Annotated in this window: 19 protein-coding genes; 4 read left to right on the top strand and 15 right to left on the bottom strand. The window is 70.6% G+C overall.

What is annotated here, in order from left to right:
- Positions 1-16: 16 nt before the first annotated feature.
- The 6 genes from HED23_RS07440 to HED23_RS07420 all read right to left on the bottom strand — a co-directional run bounded on the left by HED23_RS07440 (position 17) and on the right by HED23_RS07420 (position 6,090).
- Positions 17-1,702 carry an urease subunit alpha gene (locus HED23_RS07440; RefSeq protein WP_238441871.1) on the bottom strand — a complete coding sequence of 562 codons (1,686 nt, stop codon included), beginning with the start codon at positions 1,700-1,702 and terminating at the stop codon, positions 17-19.
- Positions 1,699-2,388: an urease subunit gamma gene (gene ureA, locus HED23_RS07435; RefSeq protein WP_203182621.1), complete on the bottom strand. Its 690-nt coding sequence runs from the start codon at positions 2,386-2,388 to the stop codon at positions 1,699-1,701. The genes HED23_RS07440 and ureA overlap by 4 nt, the downstream gene beginning before the upstream one ends.
- Positions 2,389-2,520: 132 nt before the next feature.
- Complete coding sequence (locus tag HED23_RS07430) at positions 2,521-3,624, bottom strand: branched-chain amino acid aminotransferase (RefSeq protein ID WP_203182620.1); 1,104 nt, start codon at positions 3,622-3,624, stop codon at positions 2,521-2,523.
- 295 nt (positions 3,625-3,919) lie between these two features.
- The gene (locus HED23_RS07425) at positions 3,920-4,963 is read right to left on the bottom strand and encodes a 3-isopropylmalate dehydrogenase (protein WP_203182619.1); all 1,044 of its coding nucleotides are present in this window, start codon (positions 4,961-4,963) and stop codon (positions 3,920-3,922) included.
- Between the two features lie 103 nt (positions 4,964-5,066).
- Entirely contained in the window at positions 5,067-5,195 is a 129-nt protein-coding gene (locus HED23_RS35650; RefSeq protein ID WP_274383000.1) for a hypothetical protein, read from the bottom strand.
- A 268-nt stretch (positions 5,196-5,463) separates the two neighbouring features.
- Complete coding sequence (locus tag HED23_RS07420; protein ID WP_420803024.1) at positions 5,464-6,090, bottom strand: TetR/AcrR family transcriptional regulator; 627 nt, start codon at positions 6,088-6,090, stop codon at positions 5,464-5,466.
- 105 nt (positions 6,091-6,195) lie between these two features.
- Between HED23_RS07420 and HED23_RS07415 the strand changes: the two genes are divergently transcribed.
- The gene (locus HED23_RS07415; RefSeq protein ID WP_203182617.1) at positions 6,196-8,517 is read left to right on the top strand and encodes a glycoside hydrolase family 3 N-terminal domain-containing protein; all 2,322 of its coding nucleotides are present in this window, start codon (positions 6,196-6,198) and stop codon (positions 8,515-8,517) included.
- 120 nt (positions 8,518-8,637) lie between these two features.
- On the opposite strand, the gene HED23_RS07410 is transcribed toward HED23_RS07415, so the two are convergent.
- Complete coding sequence (locus tag HED23_RS07410) at positions 8,638-9,891, bottom strand: amidohydrolase family protein (protein WP_203182616.1); 1,254 nt, start codon at positions 9,889-9,891, stop codon at positions 8,638-8,640.
- Positions 9,892-10,029: 138 nt separating this feature from the next.
- Between HED23_RS07410 and HED23_RS07405 the strand changes: the two genes are divergently transcribed.
- Complete coding sequence (locus HED23_RS07405) at positions 10,030-10,542, top strand: MarR family winged helix-turn-helix transcriptional regulator (RefSeq protein WP_203182615.1); 513 nt, start codon at positions 10,030-10,032, stop codon at positions 10,540-10,542.
- Here HED23_RS07405 and HED23_RS35975 read toward each other — a convergent pair.
- The 3 genes from HED23_RS35975 to HED23_RS07395 all read right to left on the bottom strand — a co-directional run bounded on the left by HED23_RS35975 (position 10,466) and on the right by HED23_RS07395 (position 14,015).
- The gene (locus tag HED23_RS35975) at positions 10,466-10,885 is read right to left on the bottom strand and encodes a hypothetical protein (RefSeq protein WP_420803068.1); all 420 of its coding nucleotides are present in this window, start codon (positions 10,883-10,885) and stop codon (positions 10,466-10,468) included. The genes HED23_RS07405 and HED23_RS35975 overlap by 77 nt on opposite strands.
- A gap of 477 nt (positions 10,886-11,362) precedes the next feature.
- Positions 11,363-12,994 carry an L-glutamate gamma-semialdehyde dehydrogenase gene (gene pruA / locus HED23_RS07400; protein ID WP_203182614.1) on the bottom strand — a complete coding sequence of 544 codons (1,632 nt, stop codon included), beginning with the start codon at positions 12,992-12,994 and terminating at the stop codon, positions 11,363-11,365.
- A gap of 94 nt (positions 12,995-13,088) precedes the next feature.
- On the bottom strand, positions 13,089-14,015 hold the full coding sequence (locus HED23_RS07395) for a proline dehydrogenase family protein (RefSeq protein ID WP_203182613.1): 927 nt from the start codon (positions 14,013-14,015) through the stop codon (positions 13,089-13,091).
- Positions 14,016-14,192: 177 nt separating this feature from the next.
- On the opposite strand from HED23_RS07395, the gene HED23_RS07390 reads away from it, so the two are divergent.
- Positions 14,193-15,332, top strand: a complete 1,140-nt coding sequence (locus tag HED23_RS07390; RefSeq protein ID WP_203182612.1) for a PucR family transcriptional regulator — start codon at positions 14,193-14,195, stop codon at positions 15,330-15,332.
- Positions 15,333-15,417: 85 nt separating this feature from the next.
- Positions 15,418-15,771, top strand: a complete 354-nt coding sequence (locus HED23_RS07385) for a hypothetical protein (protein WP_203182611.1) — start codon at positions 15,418-15,420, stop codon at positions 15,769-15,771.
- 98 nt (positions 15,772-15,869) lie between these two features.
- Here the strand turns inward: HED23_RS07385 and serA are convergent, their stop codons facing one another.
- The 5 genes from serA to HED23_RS07360 form a co-directional block, all read right to left on the bottom strand.
- Positions 15,870-17,462 (bottom strand): phosphoglycerate dehydrogenase, encoded by a 1,593-nt coding sequence (gene serA / locus HED23_RS07380; protein WP_203182610.1) that lies wholly within the window; start codon positions 17,460-17,462, stop codon positions 15,870-15,872.
- 300 nt (positions 17,463-17,762) lie between these two features.
- Positions 17,763-18,764 carry a ketol-acid reductoisomerase gene (gene ilvC, locus HED23_RS07375; protein ID WP_203182609.1) on the bottom strand — a complete coding sequence of 334 codons (1,002 nt, stop codon included), beginning with the start codon at positions 18,762-18,764 and terminating at the stop codon, positions 17,763-17,765.
- A gap of 106 nt (positions 18,765-18,870) precedes the next feature.
- On the bottom strand, positions 18,871-19,398 hold the full coding sequence (ilvN, locus tag HED23_RS07370; protein ID WP_031091631.1) for an acetolactate synthase small subunit: 528 nt from the start codon (positions 19,396-19,398) through the stop codon (positions 18,871-18,873).
- 23 nt (positions 19,399-19,421) lie between these two features.
- The gene (locus tag HED23_RS07365) at positions 19,422-21,278 is read right to left on the bottom strand and encodes an acetolactate synthase large subunit (protein WP_203182608.1); all 1,857 of its coding nucleotides are present in this window, start codon (positions 21,276-21,278) and stop codon (positions 19,422-19,424) included.
- A 217-nt stretch (positions 21,279-21,495) separates the two neighbouring features.
- Positions 21,496-24,327, bottom strand: coding sequence for a putative bifunctional diguanylate cyclase/phosphodiesterase (locus tag HED23_RS07360; protein WP_203182607.1), 2,832 nt, complete (start codon positions 24,325-24,327; stop codon positions 21,496-21,498).
- Positions 24,328-24,340 lie beyond the last annotated feature (13 nt).

Raw genomic sequence — 24,340 nt, 5'->3', positions numbered from 1 at the left:
GTCCCGGACGCATGCCCTAGAGGAAGTAGAGGCGGTTGAGGGAGACGGATTCGGCTGCCGGTGAGCGCAGCGGGTCGCCGTCGAGGGTGACGAGGCCCGTGTCGCCGTCGACGGTGACCTGGCCGGTGCGGGAGTTGAGCCGCAGGTCCGCGGGCCCGATGCCGCGGGTGTCCCGGACCGCCACCCTGCGGCGGCGGGTGGGCATGAGATCGGCGCCCAGCTGGGTGGCGGCCTCCGCGACGAAGGCGACGGAGAGATCGGCGGCCGTCGCCCCGTACGCACCGAACTGCGGCCCGAGGACCAGGGGTTCGCAGGTGTCCGTGGCGGCGTTGGGGTCGCCCGTGACGCCGTAGGCCGGAAAGCCGGACTTCAGGACCAGCTGGGGCTTCGCGCCGAAGAACTCGGGGCGCCAGAGGACGATGTCGGCCAGCTTCCCCGTCTCGATGGAGCCGACCTCGTGCGAAAGGCCGTGGGCGATGGCGGGGTTGACGGTGAGCTTGGCGATGTAGCGCAGCACTCGCGCGTTGTCGTCGCCGGGGCCGTCCCCCTCCATCGGGCCCAGTTCGGCCTTCATCTTCGCGGCCATGGCGAAGGTCCGGCGCACGGTCTCACCGGCCCGCCCCATGCCCTGCGCGTCCGAGGAGGTGATGCCGATGGCGCCCAGATCGTGCAGCACGTCCTCGGCGCCCATGGTCCCCGCCCTGATCCGGTCGCGTGCCATGGCGGCGTCGCCGGGGAGGTCCGTCTTGAGGTCGTGGACGGAGACGATCATCCCGTAGTGCTCGGCGACCGCGTCACGGCCGAAGGGGAGCGTCGGGTTGGTGGAGGAACCGATGACGTTGGGGACCCCGGCCATCTTCAACACGTCGGGCACGTGCCCGCCGCCGCAGCCCTCGATGTGGAAGGCGTGGATCGTGCGGCCTTCGAGGACGCTCAGGGTGTCCTCGACCGACAGGCACTCGTTCAGCCCGTCGCTGTGCAGGGCGACCTGTACGTCGTGTTCCTCGGCCACCCGCAGAGCGGTGTCCAGGGCCCGGGTGTGGGCACCCATGTCCTCGTGGACCTTGAAGCCGCAGGCACCGCCCTCGGCGAGCGCCTCCACCAGCGGCGCCTCGTGGGACGACGAACCGCGTCCCAGGAAGCCGATGTTGACGGGCCAGGCGTCGAAGGCGTTGAAGGCGTGGCGCAGAGCCCACGGGGAGTTGACGCCGACGCCCCAGACCGGGCCGAACTCCTGGCCGATGATCGTGGTGACGCCGGAGGCCAGGGACGCCTCCATGACGCGAGGGGAGAGCAGGTGGACGTGGGGGTCCACCGCACCGGCCGTCGCGATCATGCCCTCGCCGGAGACGATGGTCGTTCCCGTCCCGACGACCACGTCGACCCCGTCGAGGGTGTCCGGGTTGCCGGCCCGTCCGATCGCCGCGATGCGGCCCTCCCGGATGCCGATCGAAACCTTCCGGATGCCCAGCACGGCGTCGACGACCAGCACGTTGCTGATGACGACGTCGCAGGTCTCCCGGACGGCCGCGGCCTTGAGGTGGAGGCCGTCGCGGGCCGTCTTGCCGAAGCCGGCGAGGAATTCGTCCCCCTGCTTCTGGGCGTCGGACTCCACACGGACGGTCAGCCCGGAGTCTCCCAGCCTGACCCGGTCCCCGGCGCGCGGCCCGTGCACGGAGGCGTACGCGTACGGATCCGTCACTTCCCCTCCCCCGCTCCGAGGTAGCCGCAGGCCGTCGCCCTGCGCAGCGCCTCCTCCTTCGCGCCCGGCGCGTCCAGTGGTCCGTCGACGAGTCCGGCGAAGCCGATCGCGATCCGGTCCCCGCCGATGGGGACGAGGGGCACTTCGGCGGTCTCGCCCGGACCGAAGCGGACGGAGGAACCAGCCGGCACGCTCAGCCGCATCCCGTACGCCGACGCGCGGTCGAAGTCGAGCCGGGGGTTGGCCTCGAAGAAGTGGAAGTGGGACGTCACGCTGACCGGGACCGTCGCGGTGTTACGGACGGTGAGCCGCACGGCGGGTTCCCGCTCGGGCGTCGCGGGGCCGGGGAGCAGCGCGCCGGGAGCGTCGTCGCCGAGCGTGCCGCCCGCGAGGGGGCCGCTGACGACCGCGAGCCGGGAGCCGTCGTCGAAGACGGCCTCGACCTGGACCTCGGTGACCACGTCGGCCACGCCCGGGAGCACGTCGTCCGGCCCCAGCACCGCGCGGGCGGCCTCGATCGCCTCGGCCAGCCTGCGTCCGTCCCTGGCCGCCTCGCAGACGGTGTCCGCGATCAGCGCGGTCGCCTCGGGGACGTTGAGCCGCAGACCGCGGGCGCGCCGGGCCCTGGCCAGCTCGGCGGCGCCGAAGAGCAGCAGCCGGTCGCGTTCGGTCGGGGTCAGTCGCACGTCACGCACCTCCTGGTTGGAGCAGCACTCTAACCATGTTTTGAGCAACGCTCAAAACTCGGACCGGCGCCCGGGTGCGACGAAGGCCGCGCCCCGGTGGGGGCGCGGCCTTCGTACGGGTGCGAGCGGTGACTAGCCGAGCTCGTGCATCCAGCCGTGGGTGTCGTCGGCGATGCCGCGCTGGATGTCCAGCAGGCGCTCACGCAGCTTGAGGGTGACCTCGCCGGGGGTGCCGTCGCCCTGGGTCCACTCGCCGTCAGCGGACTTCACCGTGCCGACGGGCGTGATGACGGCGGCGGTGCCGCAGGCGAAGACCTCGGTGAGGGTGCCGTTCTCCGTGTCGGCGCGCCACTGGTCGATGGAGACGCGGCCCTCCTCGGAGGTGTAGCCGAGGTCGCGGGCGACGGTGAGCAGGGAGTCACGCGTGACGCCGGCGAGCAGCGAGCCGGTGAGCGACGGGGTGACGATCCGCTTGCTGCCGTCCTCCTGCCCGTAGACGAAGTAGAGGTTCATGCCGCCCAGCTCCTCGACCCACTTGTGCTCGACGGCGTCGAGGTAGGCGACCTGGTCGCAGCCCTGCGACGCGGCCTCCGCCTGGGCGAGCAGGGAAGCGGCGTAGTTGCCCCCGGTCTTGGCGTCGCCCATGCCGCCGGGGACGGCGCGCACGCGGTCCTGGGAGAGCCAGATCGAGACCGGCTTCACGCCGCCGGGGAAGTAGGCGCCGGCGGGAGAGGCGATGACCAGGAAGAGGTACTCGTTGGCCGGCCGGACACCGAGACCCACCTCGGCGGCGATCATGAAGGGGCGGAGGTAGAGGGACTCCTCGCCGCCGTGCGCCGGGACCCACGCCTGGTCCTGCTGGACCAGGACGTCGCATGCCTCGATGAAGGTCTCGACCGGCAGCTCCGGCATCGCGAGCCGGGCGGCGGACCGCTGGAAGCGTGCGGCGTTGGCCTCAGGACGGAAGGTGGCGACCGTGCCGTCGGGCTGCCGGTAGGCCTTGAGGCCCTCGAAGATCTCCTGCGCGTAGTGCAGCGTCATGTTGGCCGGGTCCATGGACAGCGGCCCGTACGGGACGAGCTGGGCGTCGTGCCAGCCGCGGCCCTCGGTCCAGCGGATCGTCACCATGTGATCGGTGAAGTAGCGGCCGAAGCCGGGGCTGGCCAGGATCGCCTCGCGCTCCGCGTCGGACAGCGGGTTCGAGGAGGGCTTGAGCTCGATCGTGGGCGTCGTCATGAGTGCGTGTCCTTCACCGGTCTTGTGTGTGATGGACCGCGCTCACGCCCGCTCCCGCCCCAGCAGCTGCCGGGCAGGTCGTAGGACGTCCGAGCACCACCGCGAGCCGCGGTCCCGCGTTCGATTATCTCCCGGGGGCGGCCCTGCACGAAATGACGTGTTTGCGATGGCGCTCGATGTGACGCTCACGCGACGCGAGAACGCGGTCCGAAGGTCGATGGTGGCACCCGGAGACCGCAAGGTGAAGCCGCCGGGTGCGGTTGCGACCCGGCGGCTTCGAAGTGGAGACGTCGGGTCAGCTCGCTACGCGTACCGCGAGCGCGTCGCCGATCTCGTCGGTGGTGCGCGCGTGCTTTCCGTCACGCTCCGCGAGGTCGGCGGAGACGGCCTCCTCGATGCGCACGGCCTCGGCCTCGTAGCCGAGGTGGCGCAGCAGGAGGGCGACGGAGAGGATCGTGGCGGTCGGGTCCGCCTTGCCCTGGCCCGCGATGTCGGGCGCGGTGCCGTGCACCGGCTCGAACATGGACGGGAAGGCACCCGTCGGGTTGATGTTGCCGGACGCGGCCAGGCCGATGCCGCCGGTCACGGCTGCGGCGAGGTCGGTGAGGATGTCACCGAAGAGGTTGTCGGTGACGATGACGTCGAAGCGCTCCGGCTGCGTGACGAAGAAGATCGTCGCCGCGTCGACGTGCAGATAGTCGGTGGTGACCTCGGGGAACTCGGCCGCGACCTTGTCGAAGGTGTTCTTCCACAGGTGGCCCGCGTACACGAGGACGTTGTTCTTGTGGACCAGCGTCAGCTTCTTGCGCGGGCGGGCGGCGGCACGCGCGAAGGCGTCACGCACGACACGCTCGACGCCGTAGGCGGTGTTGACGCTGACCTCGGTGGCGACCTCGTGCTCCGTGCCCGTGCGCAGGGAACCACCGTTGCCCGTGTACGGGCCCTCGGTGCCTTCGCGGACGACGACGAAGTCGATCTCGGGGCGGCCCGCCAGCGGAGTCGCGGTGTTCGGGAAGAGCTTCGACGGCCTCAGGTTGATGAAGTGGTCGAAGGCGAAGCGCAGCTTCAGCAGGAGCCCGCGCTCCAGCACACCCGACGGCACCGACGGGTCGCCGATGGCGCCGAGCAGGATGGCGTCGTGGCCCTTGAGGGCTTCGAGCTCCGCGTCGGGGAGGGTCTCACCCGTGCGGTGCCACCGCTGGGCGCCGAGGTCGTACTCCTTGGTCTCCAGCTTCACATCCTGCGGGAGAACAGCGTTGAGAACCTTGAGGCCCTGGGTGACGACCTCCTGGCCGATACCGTCGCCGGGGATCACTGCGAGATCGATGCTGCGAGACATGCATGCACCCTAGCTTCCGTCCCACCCCATGACATTCGACGTCCACGATACGGACGGGGCGTGTCCCCGCACGGAACGTCCGCCATGGGGCGGGGTCGCGCCCTCAGTGGCCCGTCGAACCGCCGTTGTCCCTGCGGTCGAGGGCCCGCTGCAGTGCTGCGGCGGCGTTCTTGCGCTCGGACTCGGCGGAGTGGGGGGTTCGACGGACGCGGCGGACAGTGGTCTCGGCCATGAGGGATCGACTCCTTGAGATCGCGTGGATATCGGGATCAGGACTTCGCACAACGGATGTCGAGATCGGGATTTCGAAGCGCCTGAAGGGGCGGGGAGCAGATGCCGCAGGGATTGCCTGCTTCTGGCACGCTCGCGCACGCCGGTCGCTGGATCAGCGATTCGTTCGGCTCCTACAAAACTAGGACAGCCGGAGCCATCTGTCTCTACAGGTACTCGGACTTCCTACTATCTGAGACGGCCGGGCACGCGGACCGCGCGGTCCGCTCTCAGAAATCCACGGTGAGCTGCGCCCGGATGTGCGCGCGCAGCACGTCGGCCATGTCCGTGGCGCAGTCACTGAGCAGCCACTGCACCTGGAGCCCGTCCATCAGCGCGATCAGCTGCCGGCCCGCGGCTTCGGGAGCGATGCCGGCCCGCAGCGCGCCCTCCAGGCCGGCCTGCCCGTAGGCGAGCTGGGCGCCCGCGACGGAGTTCTCGTAGCGGCGCACGAAGTACCCGTGGGCGGGGTGGTCGGCGGCCGTCGCCTCGGCGGAGACGACCGAGAACAGCTCGACGATCCCGCGCCGTGCGGAGTTCAGCTCGGCCAGCTCGACGAACCGCCGCAGCCGTCCGACACCCTTGGTGCCACCGAGCGAGAGCCACTCGTCGTCCACGTCGTCGCGGTGCGCGAGCACTGCGAGCAGCAGCGCTTCCTTGGTCGGGAAGTGATGCAGCAGGCCTGTGTGCGAGATACCGCTCCGGGTCGCGATCACCCGCAGCGACGCACCCCGGTAGCCGGCCTCGCCGAACAGGGCCATGGCCTGGTCGAGGATCTCCCGCCGCTTCGCGCGGCCCTTCGCGTAGCCACGCCGCACTTCGGCCGTCACTCGCCACTCTCCCGGTCCGCCGACCATCGGTCAGGCCGGCACATGCATCGGATTCCCATTCGACTCTCCTGAGGATCCGCCCCCGGAGACTCAATTCCCGGAGATACTTACCAGGTGGTCGGTATTGACTCTATGGTGAAGGCGAACCGTGTCGCGAAAGGACCCCCCGTGTCCCCCTCCCTGCCCTATCTCGACCCCGCGCTCCCCGTGGCGGAGCGGGTCGCCGATCTCCTGGGACGCATGACGCTGCCCGAGAAGGTCGGCCAGATGCTCCAGCTGAACGCCAAGGAAGGGGTGCGGCACTTCGTCGAGGACCTGCACGTGGGGTCGATCCTGCACACCTCGCCCGAGCGGGTCCTGGAGGCCGCGGAGCTGACCGGCCGGTCCCGGCTGCGCATCCCCCTGCTGGTTGCGGAGGACTGCATCCACGGGCACTCCTTCTGGGAGGGCGCGACGATCTACCCCACCCAGCTCGGCATGGCCGCGACCTGGGACGCGGAGCTGGTGGAACGGATCGCGCGGGCCACGGCGGTGGAGGTCGCCGCGACCGGCGTGCACTGGACGTTCTCACCGGTGCTCTGCATCACCCGGGACCTGCGCTGGGGCCGGGTCAGCGAGACGTTCGGCGAGGACCCCCATCTGATCGGGGAGCTGGCATCGGCGATGGTGCGCGGGTACCAGGGCGACGGTCTGGCCGACCCGACCGCGATCCTGGCCTCGGCCAAGCACTTCGCGGGGTATTCGGAGACGCAGGGCGGCCGGGACGCCAGCGAGGCGGACATCTCGCGGCGCAAGCTCCGCTCCTGGTTCCTGCCGCCGTTCGAGCGGGTCGCGAGGGAGGGCTGCCGGACGTTCATGCTCGGCTACCAGTCCATGGACGGCGTGCCGATCACGGTGAACGACTGGCTGCTCAACGACGTGCTGCGCGAGGAGTGGGGCTACACCGGGACGCTGGTGACCGACTGGGACAACGTCGGCCGCATGGTGTGGGAGCAGAAGGTGTACGCCGACTACGCGCAGGCCGCCGCGGCGGCGGTCCGCGCGGGCAACGACATGGTGATGGCGACCGAGGGGTTCTTCGAGGGCGCCCTGGAAGCGGTCGGGAACGGCACGCTGGGCGAGGCGGAGATCGACGCGGCCGTGCGCCGCGTCCTGACGCTCAAGTTCGAGCTCGGCCTGTTCGAGGACCCGCGCCACCCCGACACCGCCCGCCAGGCCGAGATCATCGGCAGCGTCGGGCACGCCGCACTGAACCTGGAGGCGGCCCGGCGCTCGCTGGTGCTGCTGACCAACGACGGATCACTGCCGCTGGCCGGCGGACTCACGGCGGGGGACGACGGCCGGGCCGCCGGGGCTCCCGGCCCCCGTACGGTCGCGGTGATCGGGCCGAACGCGGACGACGCGCAGACCCAGCTGGGTGACTGGGCGGGCTCGTCGGGCCAGGTTGACTGGCTCCCGGACGGCCAGCCGCGCGCCATGATCCGTACCGTCCTCGACGGCTTCCGCGAGCACGCGCCCGCCGACTGGACCGTCCTGTACGCACGGGGCGCCAGGATCCTCGACGTGGGCGCGGACCCGGAGGGGCAGTTCTTCCTCGACGGCCAGCCCCGCCCGGACGTGGTGATCCCCGCCGAACCGGACGCCGCGCTGATCGGCGAGGCGGTCGCAGCCGCCGAGGCCGCCGACTACGTCGTCGCCGTGGTCGGCGACCGCATCGAACTGGTCGGCGAGGGCAAGTCAACCGCGACCCTGGAACTCGTCGGCGACCAGGTCGCGTTGCTCGACGCGCTCGCCGCCACCGGCAAGCCGCTCGTCGTCGTGGTCATCAGCTCGAAGCCCCTGGTGCTCCCGCCGTCGGCGCTCGGCGCGGCCGCGGTCGTGCACGCCTTCAACCCGGGCATGCAGGGCGGCCGGGCGGTGGCCGAGGTCCTGCTGGGCCTCGTCGAGCCCTCGGGCCGGCTGCCCGTCTCCTTCGCCCGGCACGCGGGACAGCAGCCGACGTACTACAACCAGATCCGGGGCCAGCACGGCTCCCGGTACGCCGACCTGACCCAGCGCCCGGCCTTCGTGTTCGGCGAGGGTCTGAGCTACACGACCGTCGCGTACTCCGGTCTGGAGGTGCTCACCGCGAGCGTCGGGGAGAGCGACACGCTCCGGGCACGCGTCACCGTCCGCAACACCGGTGAGCGGCCGGCCCTGGAGACCGTGCAGTTGTACATCAGCGACACGGTGACGTCCGTGACCTGGGCCGAGAAGGAGCTCAAGGCCTACCGGCAGGTGTCACTCGCCCCGGGTGAGGCGCGGGAGGTACTGCTGGAACTGCCGGTCTCCGAGTGCACCCTCGTGAACGCGGCGGGCCGGCGTGTCGTGGAGCCCGGCGCGTTCGAGCTGCTCGTGGGTCCGTCCTCGTGCGATGACGTCCTCCTGCGGGCGGACTTCACGGTGAAGGGCTGAGACCGCGCCCGAGGGCTGCCCCGAACATGCGGTGCCGGCCCCCGTGCGGGGGCCGGCACGACGGCTGCCTGCCGTCACGGAGGACGTGGCGGGCAGCGGTCGTCGGACGGGAACGGGTCCCTACGGGAGAAGCAGGGTGGTGCGGGTGCCGCGGCGCCACACCTCACGCAGGTTGAGGGTGTCGCCGATCTCGGTGGTGGGATCGCCGTCCACGAGCAGCAGATCGGCCCGCAGGCCCTCGGCGACGCGCCCACGGTCCTCCAGGCCGAAGCGACGTGCCGGGGTGAGGGTCGCCGCGCGCAGGGCCTGGACCGGGGTGAGACCGGCCCGGACGAGGTACTGGAGCTCCTGGTGGACGCTGGCGCCGTGGACCATGCCGCCCAGGAACGGCAGTGGCATGGGGGCCGCGTCGGTGCCCGCCATCAGGTCGACACCGGCTTCGTGCAGGGCCTTGACCGAGGCCAGGACGTCCTCCAGCTTTCCCTGCGGATAGCGGTTGTAGCTGCTGTTCAAGGTGTTCGTCCACGCTTCGTCCAGGCGTGATCCGACGCGCGGGTCCTCGGCGAGGGACGAGCCGGTGATGCCCGTCATGGAGGCGTTCAGGACGACGCAGGGGACGACGAACGCACCGGAGGCGGCGATGAGTCCGATGATCTCCTCGGTGTGCGGCCGGTCCATGAACAGGTGTGCGAAGCCGTCGATTCCCGCCTCGACCGCCATCCGTGTCGCGTCGACGGTCAGGGTGTGGGCGATGGCGAGCATCCCGTGCCGGTGGGCCTCCGCGACACCGGCGGTCAGCGTCGCCTGGTCGAGCATGGGCAGACCGGGGTGGCCCTCGACCGTACCGTCGTCGACCATGAACTTGATGTAGTCCGAACCTGCCGCGACGAGCCGGGGGACGAAGGCGACCGCTTCCTCAGGCGTGGTGGAGAACGGCATCAGGGGCATCTCACGCGGAGCGGGCCGGTCACCGCGGTCGTCCTGATCGCCGCGGCCTCCCGGCTTGAAGCCCTTGGGCATGAGTTCACTGGGGTGACCCCCGGGAGGAGTGATGCCGAACCCCGCGGAGCGGACATCGGCGAGGGAGTCGTCCTCCGTGATGTGCGCGCGGCTGTTCCTGGTGTTCAGGCCCTGCATCTCCAGTTCGGTGGTGACCCCGAACCGCAGCGCCAGCGAGAGCGCGTCGTCGGAGGTGTGCACATGGGCGTCGAACAGACCGGGCAGCAGTGTGCCGCCCCTGGCGTCGACGATGTCCGCCCCGACGGGCGGTTCGGCTCCGACCGCCGCGATCCGCGTGCCGTTCAGCACGACGGTGGTGTCCTCCAGCACGCGCTCACCGTCGAACACCCGGCCGTTGATGATGGCTGTGATCATGACTCTCTCCTCCGGGCAGGCACATCGCTCCGCTGGTGCCGAGTTCTCCCACCACGTCGACCACATTAATGCAATTCACAATTCCATGCACTTTTGCATGCATCTGCCGCCTGCAGATACATGCGATAAGCTGCGGGGATGACCGACAAGGACGTCTCCATGCCGCAGGGCCAGGCCCTCCTGGATGCCGTCGGCACGGCCTTCGCCCGGCTGCGGCGGCGCACCATGCAGGCGCCGGTCGACCCTCCGACGGGGCCCAAGGACCTGAAGCGCAACCTGGTCCTCAACATCGTCGACGAGGCTGCCGAGGCGGACACGGAGATGACGGTCGGCGGTCTCGCCGACCACCTCCTGGTGGACCCGTCGGTGGCCAGCCGCATGGTGAGCGACTGCATCTCCCACGGCTATCTGGTCCGCGCGGCCTCGCAGCGGGACGGCCGGCGTACGGTGCTCCACCTCACCGAGGAGGGCACCGCCCTTCTTCATCGCTTCCGTCACCAGCAGCGGCAGGCGTTCGAATTCATCACCCGTGACTGGCCCGAAGCCGAGCGGCTGGAATTCGCACGCCTTCTCCTCAAGTACACGGCCTCCACCGCCCAGTTGCCCGCGCCGGGCACCGGAGGCGGGCCCCCGGTGCCGCCGGCCGCATAAGGCCACCCTGCGCCCAGGGCTCCCGTCCCCGGCCCACTGTGCCGGCGCCGGGCGAGCCGTCGCCCCGCCCGGCCCCGGCTCCGTCATGGGCGGCGCGCCGCAGGTCGTCACCGTCGATCCCGTCCGCCTGACCGGACACCCTCGTCTCCTGCGGCCCGACCGCGCGCGGGAGCCGCAGCCGCTCGTACGACTCGCTGCCGGGCCCGGCCGTGTGGATCACCGGACGCTGCCCGCGGTCCGCGGTGGGCATCTCCTCGGAGCGGAGCTTCGGCAGCCCGACGGCCGGGTGGAGGTTCCTCTTGTGCACGGCACGCCGCATCGCCACCCTGCGCGCCGCCCGCAGCGCGTCGGACTACTGGCCTGCCGAACGGAGTGCCCGCACAAGAGCGGTGATCGGAGGGCCTCGGGCCCGGCGGCGGACACCGCCCGGAGCTGGGCGACGCGCGGGCGCGGGACCGGGCGACGCGGCCTTCGGGCGGGACGAGCCGCCCGGCCCCGGGGGCCGCGGAAAAGCCGCGCCCGGGCTCGAACCGTCCGTGGAGCGCGGCGGCCGGAGCGTTCGGGGCGGATGAGTTCACCGCTGTCGCCGAGGGCCTGCTCGGGTGCGGACGCGGGTCCCGTCCGTCGTACCCGTCGGTGTGGACGGCCCGGGACGCGACTCTCCGAGGACCCGGACCGCATATGGAAACCGCCTCCCGGCCGGCGGGGGGAGCCGGTCGGGAGGCGGAGTGCGGGGGCGGGGCGCCCGTGGCGGGCGCCCCGGGGGCGGAAGGTGGCGGGTGGCCTCGGACGGGGCGGTCCGAGGCCACCCGCCTCCCTCTCAGCCCTGGTGGGGGTAGGTGTACTCGGTCGGCGCGACCAGCGTCTCCTTGATGGCGCGGGTCAGCGTCCAGCGCTGCAGGTTCTGCGGGGCGCCGGCCTTGTCGTTGGTGCCGGAGCCACGGCCGCCGCCGAAGGGCTGCTGGCCGACGACCGCACCGGTCGACTTGTCGTTGATGTAGAAGTTGCCCGCGGCGTAGCGGAGCTTGTCCATCGTGTACGCGGCGGCCGCGCGGTCGTTGGAGATGACCGCACCGGTCAGCGCGTAGTCGGACACCGACTCCATCTGCTCCAGCATGGAGTCGTACTTCTCGTCCTCGTACACGTGGACGGCGAGGATCGGGCCGAAGTACTCGGTGGTGAAGACCTCGTTGGCCGGGTCGTCGCACACGATGACGGTCGGGCGCACGAAGTAGCCGACGGAGTCGTCGTACGTGCCACCGGCGACGATCGTGCAGGTCGGGTCGGCGGCTGCGCGGTCGATCGCGGCCTTGTTCTTCGCGAAGGAACGCGCGTCGATGACGGCGCCCATGAAGTGCGACAGGTCGGTGACGTCACCCATGGTGATGCCGTCGACCTCGGCCGCGAACTCCTCCTTGAAACCGGAGTTCCAGATGGAGGCCGGGACGTACGCGCGGGAGGACGCGGAGCACTTCTGGCCCTGGTACTCGAAGGAGCCACGGGTCAGCGCGGTCTTCAGGACGGCGCGGTCGGCGCTGGGGTGCGCGACGACGAAGTCCTTGCCACCGGTCTCGCCGACGAGCCGCGGGTAGGTGCGGTAGTTGGCGATGTTGTTGCCGACCGTCTTCCACAGGTGCTGGAAGGTGGGGGTCGAGCCCGTGAAGTGGACACCGGCCAGGTCGCGGTGGTTCAGCGCGACCTCGGAGACGGCGATGCCGTCACCGGTGACGAGGTTGATGACGCCCTTGGGCAGCCCGGCCTCCTCCAGGAGCTGCATCAGCAGCACGGCGGCGTGGGTCTGCGTGGGGGACGGCTTCCACACCACGACGTTGCCCATGAGGGCGGGCGCGGTGGGCAGGTTGGCGGCGATGGCCGAGAAGTTGAACGGCGTGATCGCGTAGACGAAGCCCTCGAGCGGGCGGTGGTCCATGCGGTTCCACACGCCCGGGGAGTTCGCCGGCGGCTGCTCGGCGAGGATCTGGCGCGCGTAGTGCACGTTGAAGCGCCAGAAGTCGACGAGCTCGCAGGGGCAGTCGATCTCGGCCTGCTGCGCGGTCTTGCCCTGGCCGAGCATCGTGGAGGCGGCGAGCGTTTCGCGCCAGGGGCCGGACAGCAGCTCGGCGGCACGCAGGATGATGGCCGCGCGGTCGTCGAAGGACATGGCGCGCCAGGCCGGAGCGGCGGCGAGGGCCGCGTCGACGGCGTCCTGGGCGTCCTGCTCGGTGGCACCCGCGAAGGTGCCGATGACGGCCTTGTGGTTGTGCGGCTGCACGACGTCGACACGCTCGCCGCCGCCCATGCGCTTCTCGCCGCCGATGGTCATCGGCAGGTCGATGGGGTTCTGGCTGAGCTCCTTGAGCTTCGCCTCCAGGCGGGCTCGCTCGGCGGTGCCGGGGGCGTAGGAGTGGACCGGCTCGTTGACCGGCGCGGGGACCTGGGTGACAGCGTCCATGAGTGCCTTGTCTCCTTGGTTGAGGTGGTTGGTCGGCCGGGCAGGTCAGCCCTGGTTCAGCCCTGTGGTCCGGACCTTCGGTCCAGCCCGTGGTTCAGCCCTTGGTGAGGACGGAGCGGCCGAAGAACAGCAGGTTGGCCGGCTTCTCCGCGAGGCGGCGCATGAAGTATCCGTACCAGTCGGTGCCGTACGCCGTGTAGACGCGCATCCGGTGGCCCTCGGCCGCGAGCCGGACGTGCTCCTCGCTGCGGATGCCGTACAGCATCTGGAACTCGTACTCGTCCAGTTTGCGCCCTGCCTGGCGTGCGAGCTCCTGGCCGATGGCGATGAGACGGGGGTCGTGGGAGCCGATCATCGGGTAGCCCTCGCCCAGCATCAGGGTCTTCAGGATGCGGACGTACGCCTTGTCGATCTCCGGCTTGCTCTGGTACGCGACGGAGGCGGGCTCCTTGTAGGCGCCCTTCACCAGACGGACCCGGCTGCCCGCGGCGGCGAGGCGGCGCGCGTCGGCCTCGGTGCGGAACAGGTAGGACTGGATCACGCAGCCGGTCTGCGGGAAGTCCTTCCGCAGCTCCTCGTGGATGGCGAACATCGAGTCGAGGGTGGTGTGGTCCTCGGCGTCCAGCGTGACCGTGGTGCCGATCGCGGCGGCGGCCTCGACGACGGGGCGGACGTTGGCGAGGGCGAGGTCGTGACCGCCCTCCAGCGCCTGTCCGAACATCGACAGCTTGACGGACATCTCGGCCCGGGCGCCGAGCCCGAGCTCCTCCAGGCGGCCGACAAGCTCCAGGTAGGCGTCGCGCGCGGCGGCGGCCTGCTCCGGGGTGGTGATGTCCTCGCCCACGACGTCCAGGGTCACCTCAAGACCCTTGGCGGCCGCGTCCTGGATGACCGGGACGACCTGGTCGACGCTCTCACCTGCGATGAAGCGGTCGACGACCTGCTTGGTGCCCGGCGCGGCCGAGATGAAACGACGCATCTTGTCGCTGCGTGACGCGGCGAGAATCACGGGACCCAGCACGGGGCACCTCCACGGAGTACGAACGAGGCCGGACCGGTACGCATATGAACAGACCGGGACGGCACGGAGAACCACTGTGAAATCTAGGGATCCCGGAAAGCACGTGCCATCGACAGCTGTCACGCATCCGTGTACTGGATCTCAGACATTTGTCTGAAGGGGTGCGAGAATGGCGGGGTGAAGGGCGATTACCAGGAGCTGGTCGACGAGATCTCCACGCTGCTCGGCGCTCCCGCGACCCTGGAGAACCGCGACTTCGGTCTGGTCGCCTTCGGGGCCCACGACAGCGACGACGACACGGCCATGGACCCCGTCCGTACGCGCTCGATCCTCACCAGGCGCTCCACCCCGGCGGTCCGCGCGTGGTTCGAAGGCTTCGGCATCACCCGTGCGACCGGCCCGGTCCGCATCCCCGCCGCCCCGGAGGCCGGGGTCTTCCGGGACCGCATCTGCCTTCCCGTACGCCATCGGGGTGTCGTCCTGGGCTACGTGTGGCTGCTGGACGCCGATCCGGGGCCGACCGACGGACAGCTGACGGCGGCGATGGACGTCGCGGCCCGGATCGGCGCCCTGCTCTCCGACGAGGAGCGGGCGGGCACGGACCTCTCCCGGGAGTTCGCGGCGGTGCTCGTCGCGCAGCGCGGCTGGCAGCGCGACATGGCGGTCGCCTCGCTGCGCGAGGCCCTCGGCGCCGACGCGGACGGACTGCACACGCTGGTGTGCGTGACCCCGTGGCCGGGCGAGACCCCATCCGTGCGTACGGTGCCGTCGGCGGCGGCCCTCGCCACGGTGCCCGGGGCCGGCGCCCAGGCGCTGGCCGCCCTGGTCCGGCTGCGCTCCCCCGAGGCGCTCGACCCGGCGACGACGGCCGCGGAACGGCTGCGCAGCACCGCCGGAGCCGCCGCGACCGGTGGCCTGGCCGCCGCCCGCCGAGGTCTGGCCGAGCTGGCCGAGTCCTGGCACGAGGCCCTGTCCGCCGCCCGAGCCGCCTCGGCGGAATCCCGCTTCGGCCCGGTCGCCGACTGGTCGGCCATCGGCCCGTACCGGCTCCTGACCGCACTGCCCGGCACCCCGGACACCGCACCGGACCAGGCGGTCCGCCCCCTGCTCACCCCGCCCCACGCGGAACTGGCCCGCACCGCCGAGGTGTTCCTCGACCGTGCGGGCCAGGCGAGCCGGACGGCCACCGAGCTGGGCATCCACCGGCAGACGCTCTACTACCGGCTCGCCCGGGTCCAGCAGCTCACCGGCCTCGACCTGAACGACGGTGAGGACCGGCTGCTGCTGCACATGGCGCTCAAGCAGGCCCGGCTGTGAGCCACGCCCCGGATGAGTACGGCGCCGCGACGGCGTGAGTACGCCGACGGGGTGAGCGCGGGGTCACACGCGGTGAAATAGGTCCATGAGCACCGACGTCAGGACCCCCTTCCCCCTCACTACGCGACAGGATCCCGAACCGCGCTGGTGGGCGGTCCCGTTGACCGGAACCGTGCTGGCGCCGGCCCTGGCCTCCGCCGTGTCGTCGGTGGAGAACACCTTCGCCGACCGGGCGTTCCTGCTCACCGGTGGTGTGCTGCTCTCCTACCTGCTGGTCCTGCCCAGCTGGTTCCTCGCCCGCACTCCGGCGCTCAGGCGACGCCGCAACGGTCTCGTCCTGTCGGGCTGCATGACCGCCGCCCTCTTTCCCGCGGTCGTGTCCACGGTGGGCTGGACCCTGTTCCTCGTGATGCTCTTCACCGGACACGTCGACGGATGACACGCGCCGGGCTCGGCGGCCTGAGGGATCTCGCACGACCGCGCCCGGCGGACAGAGCGAAGTCTGTCCGCCGGGCGCGGTCGTCGTACGGAACGGGATCAGTCGGTGAGGTTGACCGAACGGGCCGAGGTGGCGCCGATCTCCTCGGCGATCTCGGTGAGGACCGACTGCGGGATGGTGTCGTCGACGGTGAGGACGACCAGCGCCTCGCCGCCCGCGTCCTGCCGTGAGACCTGCATTCCGGCGATGTTCAGACCGGCCTCGCCGAGGATCTTGCCGACCGCGCCGACGACGCCGGGACGGTCCTCGTAGCGCAGGACGACCATGTGGTCGGCGAGCGCCAGGTCGACGTCGTGCTCGCCGATCGCGACGATCTTCTGCAGGTGCTTGGGACCGGCCAGCGTGCCGGAGACCGCGACCTCCTCGCCGCTGGACAGCGTGCCGCGGACGGTCACCACGTTGCGGTGGTCGGGCGACTCGGAGCTGGTGGTGAGGCGGACCTCGACACCGCGCTCCTGCGCGAAGAGCGGGGCGTTGACGTAGCTGACGGTCTCGTCGACGACGTCCTCGAAGACGCCCTTGAGCGCGGAGAGCTCGAGAACCTTCACGTCGTGCTGGGTGATCTCGCCGTACACCTCGACGTCGAGACGGGCCGCGACCTCGCCCGCGAGCGCGGTGAAGATCCGGCCCAGCTTCTCGGCGAGCGGCAGGCCGGGGCGCACGTCCTCGGCGATCACGCCGCCCTGGACGTTGACCGCGTCGGGCACGAGCTCACCGGCGAGGGCGAGACGGACGGACTTGGCGACCGCGATGCCCGCCTTCTCCTGTGCCTCGTCGGTGGAGGCACCGAGGTGCGGGGTGCAGACGACCTGGTCGAACTGGAACAGCGGGGAGTCCGTGCAGGGCTCCTTCGTGTACACGTCCAGCCCGGCACCGGCGACCCGGCCCTCCTTGAGGGCGGAGGCGAGCGCGTCCTCGTCGACGATGCCGCCGCGCGCGGCGTTGACGATGCGCACCGAGGGCTTCACCTTGTGCAGCGCGTCGTCGCCGATCAGGCCGAGCGTCTCGGGCGTCTTGGGCAGGTGCACCGTGATGAAGTCGGAGACCTCGAGCAGCTCGTCCAGCGTGAGGAGCTTGACGCCCATCTGGGCGGCGCGCGCGGGCTGCACGTAGGGGTCGTACGCGACGATCTTCATGCCGAAGGCCGACATGCGCTGCGCGACCAGGACGCCGATGCGGCCGAGGCCGACGACACCGAGGGTCTTCTCGCTGAGCTCGACGCCCGTGTACTTGGAGCGCTTCCACTCGCCGTTCTTCAGGGCGGTGTTGGCCTGCGGGATGTTGCGCGCGGTGGCGACGAGCAGGCCGCAGGCCAGCTCGGCGGCGGTGACGATGTTGGACGTCGGCGCGTTGACGACCATCACGCCGGCCTTGGTGGCCGAGGAGACGTCGACGTTGTCCAGACCGACGCCTGCGCGGGCGACGACCTTGAGCTGCTTGGCCGCGGCGATGGCCTCGGCGTCGACCTTGGTGGCGGAGCGCACCAGGATCGCGTCGACATCGGCGATCGCGGGGAGGAGTTCGGCGCGGTCCGCGCCGTTGCAGTGCCGGATCTCGAAATCCGGACCCAGGGCGTCAACCGTGGCGGGCGACAGCTCTTCGGCGATGAGTACGACAGGTTTCGAGCTCACGTGTGTCCTCACAAGTCCAGTGCGGACGGCCGTCCCGACGGCCGCAGGCGGTGGAGGGGCTAGCCGCGTGGAAGACGCACGACACTGTGGGCCCTGACGCGTATATGTGTTGAGAAGTGTAGTCATGCGGCCGGACGCGGTCTGCGCCCCGGTGGAAGGATCACCCGCACGGGGTGGACGGTGTGTACAGACGTACGGCGCCGCCTTCCTGTCACCCACCCCTCCCCGCAGTGACACGGGGTGTGAGGCCGGCCGTGCGCCGTGGGGCGGGCCCGTGCGGGCCCGCCCCACGGCGAGAACTCAGGCTTCCTCGTTGTCGACCCAGCTCATGAGCTTGCGCAGCTCCGCGCCGGTGGTTTCCAGCAGGGACTCGCTGTCGGCCTTCTTGTACTCGTTGTACTTGGGCAGACCGTTGTGGTACTCGGCCATCCAGTTCTTGGCGAAGGTGCCGTCCTGGATCTCGGCGAGGACCTTCTTCATCTCGGCCTTGGTGGCGTCCGTGATGATGCGCGGACCGGTGACGTAGTCGCCCCACTCGGCGGTCTCCGAGATGGACCAGCGCATCTTCTCGAGGCCGCCCTCGTACATGAGGTCCACGATGAGCTTCAGCTCGTGGAGGCACTCGAAGTACGCGATCTCCGGCTGGTAGCCGGCCTCGGTCAGCGTCTCGAAACCGGCCTTGACCAGGGCGGCGGTGCCACCGCAGAGGACGGCCTGCTCACCGAACAGGTCGGTCTCGGTCTCCTCGGTGAAGGTCGTCTTGATGACGCCGGCACGCGTGCCGCCGATGCCCTTCGCGTAGCTGAGGGCGAGCTCCAGGCCCTTGCCCGTCGCGTCCTGCTCGACGGCCACGATGCACGGGACGCCGCGGCCTTCCTCGTACTGGCGGCGGACCAGGTGGCCCGGGCCCTTCGGGGCGACCATGCAGACGTCGACGTTGGCCGGCGGCTTGATGAAGTCGAAGCGGATGTTCAGGCCGTGGCCGAAGAACAGCGCGTCGCCGTCCTTGAGGTTGTCCTTGACGGACTCCTCGTAGACCTGGGCCTGGATCGGGTCCGGGACGAGGATCATGATGACGTCGGCCTCGGCGGCGGCCTCGGACGGGGTCACCACGCGCAGGCCCTGCTCCTCGGCCTTGGCCTTGGACTTCGAACCCTCGTGCAGACCGACGCGGACGTCGACACCCGAGTCACGCAGCGACAGCGCGTGGGCGTGCCCCTGGCTGCCGTAACCAAGGACCGCGACCTTACGGCCCTGGATGATGGACAGGTCGGCATCGTCGTCGTAGAACAGCTCGGCCACTGGGTCTTCTCCTTGGTGTGCAGGTGTTGCGTCCCACCGTACGGCGGGGTGCGTGGGGTTCGTTGCCGGGTCTCGCCATGCGAGCGGCGAGGATGGCCGGAAGGGACTACGCCGTACGGTCGAGTGCGCGCAGAGAACGGTCGGTGATCGAGCGCGCGCCGCGCCCTATGGCGATGGTGCCGGACTGGACGAGCTCCTTGATGCCGAACTGCTCGAGCATCTTGAGCATGGCCTCCAGCTTGTCGGCGCCCCCTGTCGCCTCGATCGTGACGGCCTCGGGAGAGACGTCCACGGTCTTGGCGCGGAACAGCTGGACGATCTCGACGATCTGGGAGCGGGTCTCGTTGTCGGCGCGGACCTTCACCAGGACGAGCTCCCGCTGGATCGCTGCGGCGGGCTCGAGTTCGACGATCTTCAGGACGTTGACCAGCTTGTTGAGCTGCTTGGTCACCTGCTCCAGGGGCAGGCCCTCGACGTTCACGACAATGGTGATGCGTGAGATGTCGGGATGTTCGGTGGTACCGACCGCGAGCGAGTCGATGTTGAAGCCGCGCCGGGAGAACAGGGCCGTGATCCGGGCGAGGACACCGGGCTTGTTCTCGACCAGGACGGAGAGCGTGTGCTTACTGGACATTGGAGTCGGTCTCTCTCTGTCTCTCAGTCGTCTTCGTTGTCGCCGAAGTCGGGGCGGACCCCGCGCGCTGCCATGACCTCGTCGTTGGAGGTGCCGGCGGCGACCATCGGCCACACCATGGCGTCCTCGTGGACGATGAAGTCGATGACGACCGGGCGGTCGTTGACGGCGTTGGCCTCGGCGATGACCTTGTCCAGATCGGCCGGGTCCTCGCAGCGGATCGCGTAGCAGCCCATGGCCTCGGACAGCTTGACGAAGTCCGGCACGCGGGTGCCCTTGGCGGCGTTGCCGTCGGCGTCCGGGCCGGAGTGCAGCACGGTGTTGGAGTACCGCTGGTTGTAGAACAGGGTCTGCCACTGGCGGACCATCCCGAGCGCGCCGTTGTTGATGATCGCGACCTTGATCGGGATGTTGTTGAGCGCGCAGGTGGTGAGTTCCTGGTTGGTCATCTGGAAGCAGCCGTCGCCGTCGATCGCCCAGACGGCGCGCTCGGGCATGCCCGCCTTGGCCCCCATCGCGGCCGGGACGGCATAACCCATCGTTCCGGCGCCGCCGGAGTTGAGCCAGGTGGCCGGCTGCTCGTACTGGATGAAGTGCGAGGCCCACATCTGGTGCTGGCCGACGCCCGCCGCGAAGATCGTTCCCTCGGGGGCGAGTTCGCCGATGCGCTGGATGACCTGCTGCGGCGAGAGGCTGCCGTCCTCCGGCAGGTCGTAGCCGACCGGGTAGGTCTCGCGCCAGCGGTTGAGGTCCTTCCACCATGCGCCGTAGTCGCCGGTGTTGCCCTCGGTGTGCTCCGCCTGGACCGCCTGGACGAGGTCGGCGATGACCTCGCGGGCGTCGCCGACGATCGGGACGTCGGCGGCGCGGTTCTTGCCGATCTCGGCCGGGTCGATGTCCGCGTGGACGATCTTGGCGTAGGGCGCGAAGCTGTCCAGCTTGCCGGTGACACGGTCGTCGAACCTGGCCCCGAGCGCGACGATCAGGTCGGCCTTCTGCAGCGCGGTGACGGCGGTGACCGAACCGTGCATGCCGGGCATCCCCACGTGCAGCGGGTGGCTGTCGGGGAAGGAGCCGAGCGCCATCAGCGTGGTGGTGACGGGCGCTCCGGTGAGCTCTGCCAGGACCTTGAGCTCGGCGGTGGCGCCGGCCTTCATGACGCCGCCGCCGACGTAGAGCACGGGACGCTTGGCCTGCGTGATGAGCTTGGCGGCCTCGCGGATCTGCTTGGCGTGCGGCTTGGTGACCGGGCGGTAGCCGGGCAGGTCCATCGTCGGCGGCCAGCTGAAGGTCGTCTTCGCCTGAAGAGCGTCCTTGGCGATGTCGACGAGGACCGGTCCCGGGCGGCCGGTGGAGGCGATGTGGAAGGCCTCGGCGACCGTGTGCGCGATGTCCTCGGCGCGGGTGACCAGGAAGTTGTGCTTCGTGATGGGCATCGTGATGCCGCAGATGTCGGCTTCCTGGAAGGCGTCCGTGCCGATGGCGGCCGAGGCCACCTGGCCGGTGATCGCGACCAGCGGCACGGAGTCCATGGCCGCGTCGGCGATCGGGGTGACCAGGTTCGTGGCACCGGGCCCCGAGGTCACCATGCAGACGCCGACCTTGCCGGTGGCCTGCGCGTAACCGGTGGCCGCGTGACCGGCACCCTGCTCGTGGCGGACCAGGATGTGACGGACCCGGGTGGAGTCCATCAGCGGGTCGTACGCCGGAAGGATGCAGCCGCCGGGAAGGCCGAATACCGTGTCGGCGCCGACTTCCTCGAGAGAACGGATGAGGGACTGCGCGCCCGTGAGGTGCTCAACGGAGGCGGAGGACGGTCCGCCGTTACGGGCCCGCGGCTGCGGGTGCTGGGCCCCGGTGGCCTGCTCGGTCATCGGCATTCTCTTCTCGAAGCTGAGGGTTTATGCGGTGTTTTCATGGGGTTCTGAAAGGTCCCGGTGCAACAAAAAACCCCTCGTGCCGTGAGGCAAGCGAGGGGAGCGCGCCGGTGCGGTCTGCAAGGTGTCCATGAGTGACCCTGCTTCAGCCGACGCGCTTTCCAAGTACGAGAATTCGGGTGCGCATGGCATTGACCCTCTCTCCGGCACGCATACGGTGTCAAGTGGGTGGGACGGGAGTCTCATCATGTGAGCGCCCCTGGAGCGGGATCGCGCCGCCCGCGAGCACCGGCTGAGGTCCTGGACCCGTGCCCGGGACGGGATACTTCCCCCGGATCAGGGTGCGACGCAGCCGGTACTCGTCCAGCGGCCCGGCGAAGGCCATTCCCTGGCCGTGCGTACACCCCATGGCGCGCAGCGCACGCACCTGCTCGGGCCCGTCCACGCCGTCGGCCACGGACTGCATGCCGAGGTCTCCCGCGATGCGGAGCAGCCCACTGGTGATCTTGTGCAGCCTCGCCGACTCCACGACCCCCTCCACCAGGCACCGGTCCAGCTTCAGTACGTCGATGGGGAGCCGGCGCAGGGCGTTGACCGCGGCGTACCCGCTGCCGAAGCCGTCGAGTGCGATCCGGACACCGAGCCGGCGCAGCGCGACCAGCCGTTGCTCCAGCTCGTCGAAGGAGATCCGGGGGTCGCTGTCGGCCACTTCGATCATCAGGGCACCTGACGGCAGTCCGTGCCGGGTCAGGAGCGCCTCGACGGACCCCGGCGGCAGGGCACGGTCCAGGAGCCGGGCGGCGGAGACCCGCACGGAGACGGAGACCGGATGCCCCGCCCTGGACCGCTCGGCGGCCTGCTCGACGGCCTCCTCCAGCATCCAGGTGCCGAGCTCGGCGGCGCGGTCGCTGCCCTCGGAGACGCGGAGGAACTCGGCGGGGGTGAAGAGGATGCCCTGGGCGGAGCGCCAGCGTGCCTGGGCGGCGACGGCCGCGATCGATCCGCTGGCCAGGTGGACGACGGGCTGGTGGAGCAGGGCGAATTCGCCGTCGCGCAGGGCGGTGCGGAGCCGCGCCGCCAGCTCGGATCGGCGCACGACGTCGGCCTGCATCTGGGGGGCGTACAGCTCGACCCGGTCCTTGCCGCCGGCCTTCGCCCGGTACATGGCCAGGTCGGCGTTGCGCATGAGGTCCTTGGGCGTGATGGAGGGCTCGGCGAAGGCGACTCCGATGGACGCGGCGACCCGGACCTCACCGGTGCCGATCCTGTAGGGCTGGGAGAGCCTGAGCCGCAGCCGGTCGGCGATCTCATGGACCTGGCACTCCCGGGCGGCCTGGTCACGGGTGCCGTCGCCGACGATGAGCGCGGCGAACTCGTCGCCCCCGAGCCGTGCCGCTGTGTCCGAGGCGCGCACGGACTCCTGGAGCCGGCGGGCTGCCTGGACGAGGAGCTCGTCGCCCGCCTGGTGGCCGATGGAGTCGTTGACGGCCTTGAAGCCGTCGAGGTCGATGAAGAGCACGGCGGTCCCCGGATCCCCGGCCCGGCGGCCGCCCAGCGCCTGACCGACCCTGGTGGTGAAGAGGGCCCGGTTTGGCAGGTCGGTGAGCGGATCGTGTTCCGCGTTGTGCTGGAGCTGCGCCTGGAGCCTGACCCGCTCCGTCACGTCCCGGCTGTTGAGCAGCAGGCCGCCCTGGTGGCGGTTGACGGTGGACTCCACGTGGAGCCAGTCGCCCGTGCCCGATCCGAAGCGGCATTCGATCCGCGTGGTGGGCTCCTCGCGGGCCGGTGCGGCGAGGAAGCGCCGCAACTCGTGGACCACCCCCCCGAGGTCGTCGGGATGGATGATCGACGACAGCTCCGCACCGACGAGGTCCTCGGCGTCCCGCCGGTAGACCCCGGCCGCCGCGGGACTCACGTAGCGGAGCACCCCGCTCGGCTCGGCGATCATGATGACGTCGCTGGAACCCTGGACCAGGGAGCGGAAGTGGTTCTCCTTCTGGGCCAGTTCCTGGGTGAGCGCGATGTTGTCCAGGAGCATGATGGCCTGCCGCAGGACCAGGGCGAGGACGACCGTGCAGCCGGTGAGGACGACGACCCGGTCGACCCTGCGGCCCTCCACGACGTTGTAGAGGATGCCGAGGGTGCAGACCGCCGCTGCCAGATAGGGCGTGAGCGCGGCGAGGGATCCGGCGATCGGACGGCTCGCGGCAGGAGGATCCGGGCAGGAGGGCTCGACAGCGTTGTCCTGGCTTCTACGGGCGCCCCAGGGCGCGTAGGCGAGGAGCAGGGAACCGGCGAACCAGCCCGCGTCCAGCAGTTGGCCCGAGTGGTACGCCGAGCGGAGCAGCGGGGCTGTGAACAGGGCGTCGCACAGCACGGTCAGGGCGAGGCCGGCGATGGCGGTGTGCACCGCGGAGCGGTTCGCGTTGACCCGCCGGAAGTGGAGTGCGAGGACCATGGACACCAGCACGATGTCCAGCAGCGGATAGGAGAGCGAGAGCGCGGCCCGGGCCACGCTCTCTCCCGCGGCGTTCGCGACATGCGCGGTGTGGGCCAGCGCGAGGCTCCAGGAGAGCGTGAGCAGGGATCCGCCGATCAGCCACGCGTCGAGCACCAGGCAGACCCATCCGGCCCGCGTGACGGGCCGTTTGGCCAGGACCAGCAGTCCCACGATGGCGGGCGGCGCGAAGCAGAGGAAGAAGAGGTCCGCGAGGGAAGGCGTGGGCACCGAGCGCCCGAGGACCACCTCGTACCACCCCCAGACCGCGTTGCCACCGGCGGCCATTGCCGAGGAGAGCGAGAAGAGGAGCCAGGCGGGCCGGAACCGGGCGTCGCTGGTGCGGGCGTAGAGGAAGCACGACACCGCGGCGATCAGGGCGGCGACGCTGAGGCCGAAGTCCCCCATGAACAGAGCGACTCCGGGCGACCCCCAGCCGAAGGCGGCCCCCACGGCGTATCCGGAGCAGACGGCTGCGAGGACGAGCTGGGAGCGCAGCCCCACAGCTCGCCCTGAGGCGGGCTGCCGGGAGAGCAGGGCCCCGAGGGCGCTCACCGGAGAGCCCCTC

The organism is Streptomyces pratensis (assembly GCF_016804005.1).
Lineage (GTDB): Bacteria > Actinomycetota > Actinomycetes > Streptomycetales > Streptomycetaceae > Streptomyces > Streptomyces pratensis_A.
Note: the sequence above shows the minus strand (reverse complement) of the source record. Positions and strands in the feature narration are given on the sequence as shown.

Coding starts and splice junctions, on each gene's coding strand:
- ilvN (WP_031091631.1), bottom strand. CDS start 19,398: ATGTCCAGTAAGCACACGCTCTCCGTCCTGGTCGAGAACAAGCCCGGT.
- HED23_RS07365 (WP_203182608.1), bottom strand. CDS start 21,278: ATGCCGATGACCGAGCAGGCCACCGGGGCCCAGCACCCGCAGCCGCGG.
- HED23_RS07385 (WP_203182611.1), top strand. CDS start 15,418: ATGAGCACCGACGTCAGGACCCCCTTCCCCCTCACTACGCGACAGGAT.
- HED23_RS07420 (WP_420803024.1), bottom strand. CDS start 6,090: ATGGTCGGCGGACCGGGAGAGTGGCGAGTGACGGCCGAAGTGCGGCGT.
- HED23_RS07425 (WP_203182619.1), bottom strand. CDS start 4,963: ATGTCTCGCAGCATCGATCTCGCAGTGATCCCCGGCGACGGTATCGGC.
- HED23_RS07410 (WP_203182616.1), bottom strand. CDS start 9,891: ATGATCACAGCCATCATCAACGGCCGGGTGTTCGACGGTGAGCGCGTG.
- HED23_RS07430 (WP_203182620.1), bottom strand. CDS start 3,624: ATGACGACGCCCACGATCGAGCTCAAGCCCTCCTCGAACCCGCTGTCC.
- HED23_RS07405 (WP_203182615.1), top strand. CDS start 10,030: ATGACCGACAAGGACGTCTCCATGCCGCAGGGCCAGGCCCTCCTGGAT.
- HED23_RS07415 (WP_203182617.1), top strand. CDS start 6,196: ATGGTGAAGGCGAACCGTGTCGCGAAAGGACCCCCCGTGTCCCCCTCC.
- HED23_RS35650 (WP_274383000.1), bottom strand. CDS start 5,195: ATGGCCGAGACCACTGTCCGCCGCGTCCGTCGAACCCCCCACTCCGCC.
- pruA (WP_203182614.1), bottom strand. CDS start 12,994: ATGGACGCTGTCACCCAGGTCCCCGCGCCGGTCAACGAGCCGGTCCAC.